11 protein-coding genes are annotated in these 14,104 nt (G+C 48.5%); all 11 read right to left on the reverse strand.

From position 1 onward, the window contains the following. Positions 1 to 17: 17 nt before the first annotated feature. On the reverse strand, positions 18 to 281 hold the full coding sequence (locus ACOZB4_RS03900; protein WP_076321610.1) for a PTS sugar transporter subunit IIB: 264 nt from the start codon (positions 279 to 281) through the stop codon (positions 18 to 20). Then, positions 278 to 721, reverse strand: a complete 444-nt coding sequence (locus ACOZB4_RS03905) for a PTS sugar transporter subunit IIA (RefSeq protein WP_379405896.1) — start codon at positions 719 to 721, stop codon at positions 278 to 280. Before ACOZB4_RS03905 ends, ACOZB4_RS03900 begins: the two co-directional genes overlap by 4 nt. 35 nt (positions 722 to 756) lie before the next feature. Further along, positions 757 to 2,871 (reverse strand): BglG family transcription antiterminator, encoded by a 2,115-nt coding sequence (locus ACOZB4_RS03910; RefSeq protein WP_422759478.1) that lies wholly within the window; start codon positions 2,869 to 2,871, stop codon positions 757 to 759. Positions 2,872 to 3,121: 250 nt separating this feature from the next. Next, complete coding sequence (locus ACOZB4_RS03915) at positions 3,122 to 6,499, reverse strand: polysaccharide lyase family 8 super-sandwich domain-containing protein (RefSeq protein WP_379405893.1); 3,378 nt, start codon at positions 6,497 to 6,499, stop codon at positions 3,122 to 3,124. 322 nt (positions 6,500 to 6,821) lie between these two features. Continuing rightward, positions 6,822 to 7,793 carry a metallophosphoesterase family protein gene (locus ACOZB4_RS03920; protein WP_379405891.1) on the reverse strand — a complete coding sequence of 324 codons (972 nt, stop codon included), beginning with the start codon at positions 7,791 to 7,793 and terminating at the stop codon, positions 6,822 to 6,824. Next, positions 7,768 to 9,015 carry an MFS transporter gene (locus ACOZB4_RS03925; protein WP_379405889.1) on the reverse strand — a complete coding sequence of 416 codons (1,248 nt, stop codon included), beginning with the start codon at positions 9,013 to 9,015 and terminating at the stop codon, positions 7,768 to 7,770. Before ACOZB4_RS03925 ends, ACOZB4_RS03920 begins: the two co-directional genes overlap by 26 nt. After that, positions 9,012 to 9,830: an MBL fold metallo-hydrolase gene (locus ACOZB4_RS03930; protein WP_379405887.1), complete on the reverse strand. Its 819-nt coding sequence runs from the start codon at positions 9,828 to 9,830 to the stop codon at positions 9,012 to 9,014. Before ACOZB4_RS03930 ends, ACOZB4_RS03925 begins: the two co-directional genes overlap by 4 nt. A 265-nt stretch (positions 9,831 to 10,095) precedes the next feature. Continuing rightward, the gene (locus tag ACOZB4_RS03935; protein WP_422759471.1) at positions 10,096 to 10,863 is read right to left on the reverse strand and encodes a DeoR/GlpR family DNA-binding transcription regulator; all 768 of its coding nucleotides are present in this window, start codon (positions 10,861 to 10,863) and stop codon (positions 10,096 to 10,098) included. Between the two features lie 472 nt (positions 10,864 to 11,335). After that, positions 11,336 to 12,544, reverse strand: coding sequence for an MFS transporter (locus tag ACOZB4_RS03940; protein ID WP_379405883.1), 1,209 nt, complete (start codon positions 12,542 to 12,544; stop codon positions 11,336 to 11,338). A 77-nt stretch (positions 12,545 to 12,621) separates the two neighbouring features. After that, positions 12,622 to 13,206, reverse strand: coding sequence for a TetR/AcrR family transcriptional regulator (locus ACOZB4_RS03945; RefSeq protein ID WP_379405881.1), 585 nt, complete (start codon positions 13,204 to 13,206; stop codon positions 12,622 to 12,624). A gap of 187 nt (positions 13,207 to 13,393) precedes the next feature. Continuing rightward, positions 13,394 to 13,702, reverse strand: coding sequence for a hypothetical protein (locus tag ACOZB4_RS03950; RefSeq protein WP_379405879.1), 309 nt, complete (start codon positions 13,700 to 13,702; stop codon positions 13,394 to 13,396). Between the last annotated feature and the right edge of the window lie 402 nt (positions 13,703 to 14,104).

Consider the following 14,104-nt stretch of genomic DNA (forward strand, 5'->3'; position numbering starts at 1 on the left):
TCTCCCTTTCTAATGGTTTACAGCACTTCTTCCAGCTTCTGTTTGATTTCGTTATTGTCAAAATAGTTGTTGACGATAACAATTTTGGCCGCATGACCTTGAAGGCTTTGTGCCAGTTCATTGCTTGTAATGATATAGTCGGCAGCGGTTCCGGATGCCGTGGAAACGTCCGTATGCTCCACGTCGGCATTTACTCCCATACCGCTCAGCACGTTCTCCACATTCATTCTCAAAATCAGACTCGTTCCTTGTCCAAGACCGCATACGCATAAAATTTTCATTGTTCGTTCCCCCTAATAAGTTGTTGGATTGTCTCTACATCAGTTGCATTCATGAATTGTTCAATACTGCCCGGGCTGCTTAGCAAGGTGGTCAGCTTTCGCAGCATGGCGATATGCTCCGAACTTGAAGAGCCACCGAGCGCAAATACAAGTTGTACCGGGTCGTTGGCCGCATGGCCGAATACGACCGGCTTCTTCAATTTAATCAGCGAGACGGACGCTTCATTCACCCCATCCTCTGCACGAGCATGCGGAAGTGCGATATGAGGTGCAAGAACAAAGTACGGACCTCTTTCACGGTAAGATTTCATCATGGCGTCGGCATAACGTTCTTCTGCCGCACCCGCTTTTACCAGCAGATCTCCTGCTAAGCGGATCGCTTCTTCAGCCGTCTCGGCCTCCACATCCAGCGCAATTAGTGACGGTTCCAAAAATTTCATTCTCATCTCTCCCAAGTCCGATATTCTAATCGATGCTAAAGACCGGTGTTTAATTGCTGCAGTATCTCTTCTTTCGTCTTGGCCTTTTTCAGACGGATCAGGTTTTCCTTCTCCCTAAGCAGGATGGTCAGCTCCGACAGCGCTTTGAGGTGGGATTCACCGTCAATCGCTGCCAGTACCAGAATGATCTGAACTTGATGCCTTGCTTCTTCTGAGAAGGCCACGGGTTGCTCCAGTCGCAGCAGACTGATTCCCAGCCGCCGGACACCATCCTGCGGCTTGCCATGCGCAATCGCGATGCCTGGTGCAACGACGATGTAAGGGCCTAGCGCCTCCACTTTGGAAATCATCGCATCGATATAGGCTTCATCGATGCGCCCATCCTTCAGCAGAGGTTCGGAGGCTTCGCGTATGGCGCTCCGCCAGTCGGCCGCTTCTCTTTTGATTTGGATCATCTGTCCAGTGAGCAGATCCGATAATGATGGCTTGCGTGCTTCACTCAGCCATGTTTTTCCAACAGACAAGTAGTGGTTAAGCTCCTCCGTAAGTCCTGCTTCATCCCTAACCGCGGCATATTTATGGACGATGTCCAGCAGCGCTTGAACCGAGTACGCCGGGGTCTTTGATTTACGGCCGGCAACCATGTTGACTTGGTTCAGCAGGTGTTCCTTATCCTTATCGCTGAGAATCGGATTCACTAGGAGAACGGGCACTTTACTATCCGGCAGCGGTACCGTTGAGAAAATAAAATCAACATTCTCTTCATCAAACGACTCGTAATTCCGCAGCGAGAGTACCGCTGTAATATCCACTGCCGAGAAGAGGTTCTCCAGCTGCGATTTCAACATTCGCGAAGCGGAAATGCCGTTGACGCAGACGATGGCGGCCTGTCTACGTACAGCCGGCTTCGTGTTCTCTCTACGCAGCCAGCCGCCGAAATGCATGGCAAGGTATCCGATTTCGTTGTCGTCAAGTGGACGTCCAACCAGTTGTTCGAACGGTGTCGCGGAGCGACGGGTCAGCTCGAATACTTCCCTGTACTTGGACAGGATATTTTCGAGCAGCGGATTTTCAAGCCCGAGTCCGTATATGATCCGGTAATAAGCCGGCTTCAAATGGACAAGCAGATTCTCCTCCATCGCTTCCCGGTTCGGCAGGAATACGCAGGCGTAACGCTGAAAATCATCTGTCATCTGTCTGGTCACTTGCCGAAGCTGCTTGAGCACTTCTTCGGAACCGGTCATCTGTTCCATCCGATTGACTCTCGCTCCCAGCAGATGCATCGTAAAGTAGCAGATTTCTTCATCCGGGATAGAGACACCGAACATTTGGCCGAGACCTTCAGCAACCCCAGCGGCAACTTCATACTCTGGCATCCGCCGCAGCACGTTTCGTTCATCTTCGTCTATTAAGATAAACTGCTCTTCCTGAATACGTCGTACATACAACAGGAAGCGTGCCGTCAAATGAAATAACATCTCGTCCGTCAAATCTACGCCCAGCGTTACTTCGCTATCCGAGATAAGGCGATACACCATCTTCAGGTGCCCCGACTTCATAGGGGGAAATAAGTTTCGGGCAAGATCCGGTCCCTCCGATTCCGGTTTCCGGTTAAATACCTGCTCCCAGCCTGCATCGCCGAAAACCTGACCGAAATAATAGCTCAGGGCCTTCCGCTTGTCACGTTCCTCCCCATTTACGCCATAGCCCCACTTGCGATCGTAGGTTACCTTGAGCTTCGATGCCTTCATGTCCGACCGGACCATATTCAAATCCTTGAGCACAGTCCCTCGGCTAACCTGCAAAAGGTCCGTCAGATGATGAACAAAGAGCGAACCCTCCGTCGACAACAGATAGAGCGACATCCACGCCATTCTTTCCCGTGGGGACAAATAATACGGCTGTGCATGAGGCTTCCCGGTTGACTGCGGAAGACCGGCCCTGCTTTCATCAGGCAAATAATAGCCAACTGTCCTGACATATTTGACCGGCGGAAGATGAATCGCTTTCAAGTAATCGTTTATTTTTTCCATATCATAATAAACGGTTCGTCTGGAGATACCGACCTTCTGCATCAGTTCTTCCAGCGACACATAATCGGCCGCCTCATAAAGCAGCGTCAAAATCCGGGTACTTCTTTCGTCCAGAATACGGCATCAACTCCTTTGCCGTTAGTGTATTGCCTTTTGCAATTTGATTATACCCGCAGGCAATTGATGAAAGACAGTTCAATTCATGGAGACCCTTTTGTGCAAAAATGAACTCAAGTGTTTTAAGTTAATCCCTCCGATAGCAATCAAAAAAAGCCGCATACAATGCGGCTTTCAAAGTCTTTCATAACTTCTATCGTAGACCAGCAAAACTCTTTTCATTAAATAACTCGGCATAATAAAATAACCGCTATCCCATCTCACTCGTTGAAAAAGAAGTATTGAGCTCATTTTCTAAAGTTGCTTTTCCAATACGCGTAACAAGAAGATCCTTAGAGGCCAATGATAACGTTACAGGATGGACATACCAACCGTTGTGGCCGTCCGGCTGTTCCGGGGATAACGTGGCTATCGTGTCAGGCGGAACCGTATCCTGTCGTTCGAACAGAAGCACAGGCCGGTAAGCTGCATCCGTATGTTCCTTAGAGCCGTAAATAATCCAGCCGTTCGAGCCGTAGTTGGTCGTTTGAGCGAGTTGAACGGCGATCGTCCGTTCACCAACCAAGGCGGCATTCACTTGTGCGGTTACATCAATGCTTACGGGTGTTCCGGCTGCCGGGACAGTCCAGTTTCCGATCAGGCTGCCGGCAGCAGGCTTATTGTTCCAAGTAATGCCGTTTTCTGTCCATGTATGATTGCTTACTTCATAAGCGACGCCTTTTGTGTTGGCGAGTCCGGCACTTGTCGGAACCAGAAGGATCTGCGCACTTTTAACTTGTTCCGGCAGCTGCGATAAATCAAATTTCAAATAAGAGTATCGGTGGTAGCCGGAGTTGGGATCGTTTTTAACGACCAATTGATCGGAAGAGCCAAAGTTGCTGTTTGCATAAGACCCGCTGCGAACGTAGGCATCATCGGAAGGTAAGATTGCATAACCAAGCGTTACGGATAATTCATTGGATGCGGCGCTTTCCATACCAGTGCTGTTAAGGGCTTTTATCGCAAAATAATACGTTGCCCCACTGGGTAGGCCCGTGACCGTATACTGGTTGTTGCCGCTGACTGCCGATATATCCACGGTTTTCGAATAACTGCCGGGCGCTGTCCCGTAATAAATGCGGTAGCCGGTAGCTCCGGCGCTGGCGTTCCATTTCAGCGTAGCTGAACCGGGTCCTGGCAAGGCTTCGATCAATTGAGGCGCCGCTGGCGGCGTCGTTGATCCTGTACTCAGCTTAGCCAGGAACGTTGTTCCAATCGCTCCTGCCGTATTCACTTCCAATATTGTAGTCGGAGAAAACTGTTTCACTGTAACGCCTGGATCAAGCAGCAGCGCGCTGGTTGTTGCACGGTGAAGTTCGACTTTAATGGTGCCACCGTTTGCTTTTGTCGGGTCTGAAACCCCGATTTGCAGCTCATTTCCGTTCTCGGCAATGGTGACGGATGCTTTCTTATTACTTGTCAAGTAATCTGCTCCGTTCACTTGAACGGTTTCAATCGAATCCGTCCAAAAGTTTGCTCCGACCGCCATTTGATCCGTGGTATCCATGACCGCCTGTACGTTTCCTGTGTTTTTCAATACGGTGAAGCCAGGGTCTGCCGCATAGTCTGCTGCCTCAGTCGTCGACGCTCCCGGATAAACGGCATATGCATAGGAGGCTTGCACCGGATCGATGCCGTGATTCAGCGCGAGGCTTGCGTATTGTGTGGATACCATCTTATCGCTTCCATCGGTGTTTATATCCTTCCAGGATCCGGAACGCGTTTCACGTAGACCACGAACTGTCGCTCCTCCAGGGAATACGTACGCGATATCCGATCCCGGTACGCTGCCAGACAGATGCGCCCACTGCACGCCTGTCATCGTTTCCGTCCACCCGGTCGTTGAAGGCTTAGCCGTTCCATCCACCGTCAACGTATTTGACCCGCTCTCATTCAGCTTCCGATTTTCAACGATCGTCTCTACAGCGCGACCTCCAGTACTCGAAATGTCGGATCCGAGCGCTATATATTTATCGCCGAATAGAAACCATGACTTTTTGCCTGATAACGGAGTACCCGTATTTTTCGACATCGAAAATTCCATACCTACCGTTCCGTAAGGGCCATCAATCGATGAGCCTCCTACCCAATTCGACGTATTGAATTTAAAGCTGAAAGAGCCCACGCTGCTCGTAGAGCCGTCCGTAGTCGTTCCCGGCAATCTCACCGGATTGATCGTTGGCCAATAGGCTCCTGAAAACTGCGTCTGATCCGTGTTGTACAAATATGCGGCTCCTGCGCCTTGCCACCATGGCTTGGAATTTTCGCCGTTACCATATTCAAAAGCAGAAATGCGCGTTGAGAACAAACCAAGCGCCAGTCCGAATTCAGGCCTTAAGTGTACGGCACGATCCATACCAGCGAATATATGTGTATCGATCATATCGCCAGCGGGTTCAATGGATGGATCGCCCATCAATGCTTTTATTTTGCCGATACTGAAGATGGACAGCCCCTCCGTATAACTCGGGAACGTTGTATCCGACATCATTTGGCCTTTAGCAATTTGGCGTACCGTCGCAGCATCCCGAGCGTTCAGGCCGTCGGCCAGCATGACGAGTGAAGCCAAGATTTTCCGTCCCGCCTGATGATCCTGTGATGCTTCACGCGATATCGCACGTCCTCGTACCGTATCCATCATGGCGCCTTTATACAGAAAAGGGCGATACGCCTCTGTTACCCAACGAATGACATTAGCGATATTCGGGTCCGTAACGTCCCAACTCGAACCGCCAAGGAGGTACAGCAGCTTCACCATGTCTTCGAGCAGAACGGCACCGTAGCTTCCTGTATACGCGACATAGTCATGTTGGATAAACGACCCATCCTCGTAAAACCCGTCCCTGCTCTGCACATACAACAACACCTGGCTGATCGCATCACGGCCTTGAGCCATCTTGGCATCCGTCTTATTCAGCACGCCGCGCAAAGAGACAATCAGCGCTTTATCAAGCCGATTCGCACCCGTTTCTTGGAGTGAAGGGGAATTTGTACGATAGGTTGGATCCGGAACGAATTTGTCCAATGCCTCCGTGTAGTTTGTTTTTTGCGTTGCGGACATTTGATCATAAATTAAAATCATCGCATCCGTCAGGTTCATCGGCACGCCGATCTCCCAATCCCACCAATTGCCCGTTTCACCCTTCGTTTCGTTATATTTGTTAGCATACATCCAGTCCAGTCCACTCAGAATGTCAGCAGCTAGCTGCTCATTTCCTTTCAGGGATGATCCTGTTGTAGCATAGGCCAGTGCCATTTCCTTCAGCCTTACATAGTTGGATGAAATCGTACTGGAAACGCTCCAGTTCGCCAAATCACTCCACAAATAAGTTCGCCCGGCGTTTTTGTTCATCGCTGCCCAGTACTTGTTCGCGTTTGTTTCGATTAGACTGATTTTCGCTGCAATTTCCGGGTCGGACGTATCAATTGCCGTCCCCCCAGTCAAATATACATGCCACCTCTCCCTCAGCAAATCGTACTCGTCTGCAGCGGTTGATGCTTGTACTGGTCCGGCAAACAACAAAATGGGATACAGCACTAAACTGATAAGAAGAGAAACCACAGTAAATTTCCGCCAACGCAAGCTCATCACAATATCTCCTTCCAACTCTCAATTTAAACTACTGATTGATAACACCAGCATCCTTTGGTATGAATTCCGTCTGTTGCATCACCCCCTTTCATGCGGCCATCCGCTATTCACAAGATCGAGAAAAAAGCCACGTTCAATCCCTCAGATAGCATGGTGGCGTCAAGACAACATTCTAAAAGAAAGAGGCAGATTGAATATGGCTCAGTATGAAAGGAAGAAAATTCGCAGCTTATTGTTAACTCTTTAGGAACTCTATTTTCAGGATGAAGAGAAATTGCGTGGAAAAGGTAGTGAATCAGAACTCTACCCTATTGATATACTATCGATGAAGCTGAGTGTCCGGCTTATGTATCGGTAATTTCGCGACTAGTCCATCGCTCTGGCGGATCCATGTCTCGAACTGTCGTTCGCCCGCCTTTAATCGAATGACTCTTGCTCCCGTCGGAAACTTATCCTTACGCACACCATCTACATAACTAACGTAACGAGTAGACCTCCCGTAGCAAAGACGTATGCCGTGCAGTGTCCCGCAATAATCGTTTGAGTGGTCATGTCCGACGAACGTGCCCATCACATCACCCATGTCTACCATGGCGGCAAACAAGCCCGAATTTACCTTCGGCGAGCTGATCCATTCGCTGCAATGGCCCTCACACACTTTCGTCTTCCATACCTCATCGTATTCGGGCAGCGGAATATGGAAAAAAGCCAGTGCGGGCAAAGGCGCCCCGCCATTTTGCTCGGCCAATTGCCGTGATTCGGATACATACCATTCGATTTGATCTCGGCGTATCCAGTCGTATCCGCCCACCGCTTCAATCGGTGAGTAATCACCGCTATCGAGGAAAAACAACGAGACCGCTGGCTTCTCCGCCCGATCGTTAATCGCCAGCACATAGTTTCCCGCTCCGCTAACCCCCGGAGGATCCGGTTGGGCTACGCAATATTCATGCAGGAGCTGCTCCTCATGCATTCTCTTTCGAGGCAAGCTCCCTTCCGAGTCATGATTGCCAAACACAGCCGCCCATGCTACGCGGTTTTCTTCAGCGACAGCGACCGCGCTTCGGAACGATTGAAGTGGATCTTTGCTTCTAGCACTTGCCGTTAAGTCGCCTGCAAACACAACAAGATCCGGCTGCTCAATCGCGATGATTCTCTCCATCGTCGCCTTCGTCATCGAGTCGAGAAGCGGCGTCTCCGGATCCAGGTCCTCAGCGTCAATAAACTCTACATCAGAAAACTGTACGATGACAAACGTTCCATCCTCACGAAACTTTAGCTTTTTCACCAAGGTATACCCGCCCCTTTGTCGCATATTCTTTCCAATACCATAACCCGATCAAAATGAATACAGCAGCACACGCCAAATACATTGATGTCACGCCATACTGCAAACCGACCACCCAATAAATCAATGTCGGACCGATCGCCGCCCCTAAATCGGTAGATACGGAATAAGCGGTCATGACTGTAATAACGGATGTGCTCTTCGCAGCGTCAGAAGCCATAGCGTCCATGATCGTACCCAGCGCAGTGCTTGTAATCATGACGAAAATGACAATAACAATCCAAATACCGATCGGCAGCTGCCACGGAAGCAATGCGTAACCGGCTACCGCACCCGCCAACGATAGCATAAATAAAGGCAGCCTTCCTCTCGGTCCATCCGTACGCTGTCCGAACCATCGAGCCAAGAACGGCTCCCAAGTACAGCGCAGCGCTGTCAATACGCCGCCTAACGCCGTACTGCCAATGATCAATCCGAACCATGGTATCCCCGTTGGATAACTCGTATCGATAAGATACGTAAGTGTCGCGCCGAACACGGCGTGCAGTAATGATATAATTAATCCGCTTAGAACGATTTTCTTCACCTGCAGCGACCACACCGTATTTATGTTACTACGTGTTAGTTCCATTTGATGTGTCCCGGAAGCTTTCCCTTGGTTTATGGATGCCGCGATCAACGGAAGTCCGACCAATGCCATCAGGCCAAACCATATCGAGACAGACCGTAACCCGAAGAAGGGCACAAGCAACCCTCCAAACAGTACGCCTACCAAGCTGCCAAGGCGCCACAACCCGTTATACGTTCCCATTAGGCGCCCTCGATTCGTATCGTCGGAGTAGCGAATGACGGTCAAATACCCGCCCATTCGCATCAAGGACCACGCAATCCCCCACACCGCTCGCAAAGCTATCCAAAGAACGAATCCTTTGAAGATGCCGTATCCTACTGTGGTAAGCGCCGCTAACAAAACGGAGATGAACAGACCGGTTCGAAGGGACATCCGTTGATACAGCCAGCCAATTACAGGATTCAGGGGCAGCCTTACTAGTCGATTTACAGACAACAGCACGCCTACCTGCCAAAGCGCGTCCAGTCCCGCTTCCTTCCAATACACTGGGAGGACAATGTACAGCATGGAATCGCCGAAGAGGGTTAGCGCGGTTACGATGCCGACAATCCTAATCTGGCGCTGTTCAATTGCGTTGCTGCTGTCACTCGTCATAGGTCGACGATCAGACCATCGTAAGCCACCTTAATGCCCGCGGGTTCGAAAGCGCGTTCAAAATCATCATGCAGAAATCCGGAGTTATGTGTAAAATGAGTTACATATACAAGACCGTTACTCCCAAGCGTACCTTCTTCCCGCCATACGCGCTGAACTTCAAGCACAGTTTCAATCCCCATATGGTTTGGATTTCGATCATTGTTCGTAAAGCTATGCGTGCAATCGATTATCGCCATATCGATCACTTTGCCCTGAAGCCATTTCCAAGTATCCTCATGCAGCCATCCGGTGTCATTGCCGTAAAACAGCGTTTTGCCCCCTTTTTCTATGTAAAACAGCAAACAAGTTTCCATTGGGTCATGATTCGCAAGCAAAGGGGTGACTTGTGTGTCGCCGAGTGAAATCGTCTCAAACGGGCGCAATAAGTGGAACGCGAACCTGCCTCCAGCGTCCGGCCCAAGTGCGGCTATAGTCTGGTTAATGGCCGAATCGTTGCCGTAAATATGTAAGGGGTGATCGATACCGTGCGCAAATCCTTCAATACGGTTGTATAGATCCGATGGCTGAAAATGATCGTAATGCGTATGTGTAAACAATAGATGCTCAACCGCGCCCAAGTCGATCCGATCACGGAGCGCCTGCATATGCGAATCTGCGGAATAGTCAACCTTGATAACGCCATCAATCAATACAGAGCTTCTCGTTCGAATGTTTTTTCCTGCGAGCGACCTCGCGTTGCAGCAGGCGTCACAGCGGCAGAACGGGTTTGGAAATCCTTCCGCTGCAGCCGTTCCAAGAAAGTGGATTTTCATTGGTTTCTCCTCCTTTTTAGAAGCGATCGTTTATTTCCTCGACTCTTGATTAATACAGATAATACCACATATATACAATCAATCACATACAATTATTTATGATTTACAACCTTTTTTCTTTCGAAATCCGTTGACCGAACACACCTGTCCCATTAACACATAAATACACATAAACACAACCCCTTATAACCAAAAAACCGAGTATAAACATAAAAATAAACGATCCCTGGTTCGTGAAAACCAAAAATCGTTCATATGGATTCTATTATTTATAGACGATTTCGATGCCGCTTTTGCTAAATGTATCAACGATATCCCGGTCGATTTTGGAATCCGTCACAAATCGTTCGACCTCGGTGACTCCGCATACTTTGATAAATGAATTTTGTCCGAACTTGCTGCTGTCTGCGAGGGCGATGCAGCGCTTCGCGTTCGCGTGCATTATTTTTTTCACTTGGACTTCGCCGATTGCGTTATCGGTAATTCCTGCTTCCAACGTAACCCCGCTCATACTCATAAAGAACAAATCCGCATGAAAGCGGGAAGTAAACTCTTCTGCCAGATCGCCGATGATGCTTTGCTCTTGATGACGAATGACGCCCCCGGTCATAATCACCGTATAACCTGGCATCGAAACGAGTTCGTTCACGATCGGAAGCGAATTCGTAATAACGGTTAATCGATCGAACTTGGCCTTCAACGCCTTAGCAATCTGGGTGTTCGTCGTACTTGGGTCAAGCGCGATGGACATCCCTTCGGTCACATAACGAACCGCGATTTGAGAAAGCTCCGTCTTCTCTTCCATATATATAGACTCGCGGATCGGCAGCGGGATTTCCCGGCTATAGTCGGGCTCCTTCAGAATCGCCCCACCGTGCACCCGCCGCAGGTAACCTTCACTTTCTAAATATTCGAGGTCACGTCTGATCGTCTCAAACGAAACCCCGAAATGCTCGATGAGCTCTGACGCTCGGATCGATTTGTCCTGATTCAGTTTCTGAATAATAATTTGATGCCGCTGCTCAGCAAACAACCACTCCACTCCTTACTTGCCTAGACTTCTTAATTAGAAGTTTACCATAAAAGCATTCAATCCTCCTGTTCAACCGTTTCGGGAGCAATTGTAGTGTTACCGCGTTATTTTACAAATAGCTTCATCAACTGTATGTAAATCGGATGTATCATGTAGCCAGTCGGGTTAACGGAATATCGTGTACCCGTGTCTAGCTGCCGGATTCTGCCGTATATCTTCGCTGTATCGAAATGACGATATCCCGTTTGAATTGCCGCTGCGATGGTTTTTTGAAAGACAGCTGAAGATCCATATTTCCCCTTGTAGATGAAATGCCTACTATTTCGATTCATGTTTAAATTATGGCTGCGAAAAAATTAAAAAAGCGGCGATATTCCGCGGCTATGTCAAACATAATCTCCGATATATTCACACGTGCTCAATTAGAGCCAGTTAGATGTTGCATTCTTGAAAGAATCAACAGTCGTTCAACTTATATCGCCTTGTGTCCTCTTTTTTCCGTAAAAAAGTACAGTAATGCCATGATAGGAAAAAGAACGCCAACCCACATCGCCGCTTTCCAGCCGCCCATGGCGTAAGCCCAACCTCCGACTGCAGAGCCTATGGCTCCACCCGCAAAAAAGATCGCCATATACATGCCGTTCAGCCGGCTGCGCACCTCATCTCCCAAAGCGAAGATCGCTCGCTGTCCCAACACCATATTGGCTGAAACGCCCATGTCTAGAAGGATGGCAGCAATGACCAGGATAACGATAGAGAATATAGAACCTCCAGGAAACATAATCGGCAAAAGCCCCGACAGTATCACCAGCACGATGGACAATCCGGTTGCCGAACGTATCAGACCTTTATCTGCAAAGCGGCCAGCTATAGGCGCTACCGCCGCGCCGGAAACCCCTGCCAAAGCGAACAGCGCTACGCCTGTTGATGAAAAATGAAACACCGGACTCGTTAAAACGAGCGGAACCGTTGTCCAGAACAGACTAAACATGCCGAACAAAAACGCGTGATACAGTGCGCGGCGCCGCAGAATCGGCGTTGTCTTGAGCAAATGCAGCATGGATGAGATGATTACCGGATATTTGTCCTTAGTTTGCGGCCGCCTTACGGGAAGAACTTTTGCTAAAACCAAAGCCAGTACCACAAGCAAGGCAGAGGAAATAATAAAAATGGCGTGCCAGCCGAAATATTTATCCACCATACTTGATACCGGACGGGCCAACATGATTCCCAAAAACAGACCGCTCATTACGTTGCCTACATTACGTCCGCGCGTCTCCTCAGGAGAAAGATGTGCCGCATAGGGAATCAGGATCTGGGCCGCGACGGCCCCGACACCTATAAATAAGGAAGCGGCAAGAAACAGAGCCGCACTTCGGGCTTCAGCGGCGATGATCAAAACAATGGATGTCAGAATAAGCAGTGTAACCACCAGTTTGCGGTTTTCAAGCAAATCTCCCAAAGGGACGATAAATAATAAGCCGATCCCGTAACCAATTTGGGTCAGCGTGACGATCAAACCTGCGGCTTCCGAAGATAACCCTATGTTCGAGCTGATCGATTCAATTAAAGGTTGTGTATAATAAAGATTTGCAACGATCAAACCACAGGAAACAGCAAGAATCAGCGTGATCCAGGTAGAAACGGATTTCTCCAATCTTTCCTTTGCGTTTTCATTCATGTTAAGACTCCTTTTTTTATGAACTATTGCATTACAATACAGGAATGATCATTCCAGTTTGATGAAAAAAAATAGATTTACAGCATCTCGAAGACCGCATTCATCATACGGTGGACTTTATTAATATCGCTCTGGACCCTGGCCATTACGTTGATGCTATGGTTGAGATTCAGCAGAAGGTACGAGAACATTTTAATATCTTTCTCCGGGGCTATCTCTCCCGTTTCTTGCCCTTTCTTTAACGTCTCATAAAACAGCTGCTCCAATTCCGTAAACCTTTGGCGAATCATATTCTGCAAGGGCTCATCCACCGTATCCAAACCAACAGAAGCATTCGTAATCAGACATCCATTGGGGAGAGCTTCGCCGTGCGTGGCAAAAGCGTTCATGATATGCAGCTCGAAATACTGGCGGATCCCCGCGATCGCAGAAGTTGCATGTATCATCTGATCGCGTTTTTTTTGCGACATTTTTTTATAATATTGGATGGCCTCGTAATACAGCGTCTGTTTATCCTGAAACGTTTCGTACATACTGGATCTGCTCAACTCCATGGATTCCAGTAAATCCGGTACGCTTGTAGCTTCATATCCTTTTTCCCAAAATACGATCATGGCCTTGCGCAGTACTTGCTCCCGGTCAAATTCCTTGGTCCGTCCCATTGATACCCCCTCCTTTTCTACATGAGTATAAACAAACTGGAACGAGTAGTCCAGTATTTTTTCAAGCAGCAGAAGACGATTCAAAAATGATACGGACGAGTATATTAAATGACCCTCACATCGGCCTGGGGTTCCAAAAATAATGAAGAGAAACGTCAACCTTCCCATGACCTTCCTCCTCATTCGTTCATTTAAATAGATTTTCGATAACCCCAAAATCGAAGTCGTTCACGATTTTATACTCCCTGTTGTACCTTTTATGATTGCTCGAACCGTTATAGATTCGCACGTGGTCTGAACTAAAGAAGTATACGGCGAAGGTCGGGCCGTTACGGCCCTGGAACCAAACTTCATATTCATCGTCACCGTGACCCACTCTGCTGGTTTTACGCAGTTTGACTTCGGAAAAGGTGTTCATGATGCGCTCGATCTCTGCGGGATCTGTAATTTCTATCACTTGCTCGTTCGGACGGAACCGATTTTTCCCGACGCTCATATGGCTAATAGTCCCAGGTTCATTCAACTGATCGAGGACCATCTCCTTAAACGATGTTCTGTTTTGAAACGCCGAATATATCATCGCGCTGATTAGAATCAAAACGCAAATTGCCAGAAAGACATACCATGTGCGTTTATTCAGCCGCCATCTCCTCCCTCGTGTCGAAATAAAGCGTCCACTTTGATTATAACATCAATCACAGCCCAGAATTATCCAATATCCAAAGTGTGGCTATATTTTCACCTTGTACCAGCCAGCTTCTCCTAAGAAATCAGACCTTGTCAATCCATCTTCACCTAACAAGCATCGGTAGTTCGTTACCGTTCCATCATGAGTTATGATAAAGACCCTCTTTACACGCAGCGCTTTAATCCACCTTATCAATCTCAATCCAAGTGG

It is taken from the genome of Paenibacillus sp. NPDC058898, assembly GCF_049316025.1.
In the GTDB taxonomy this organism is placed as follows: Bacteria; Bacillota; Bacilli; order Paenibacillales; family Paenibacillaceae; genus Paenibacillus_AQ.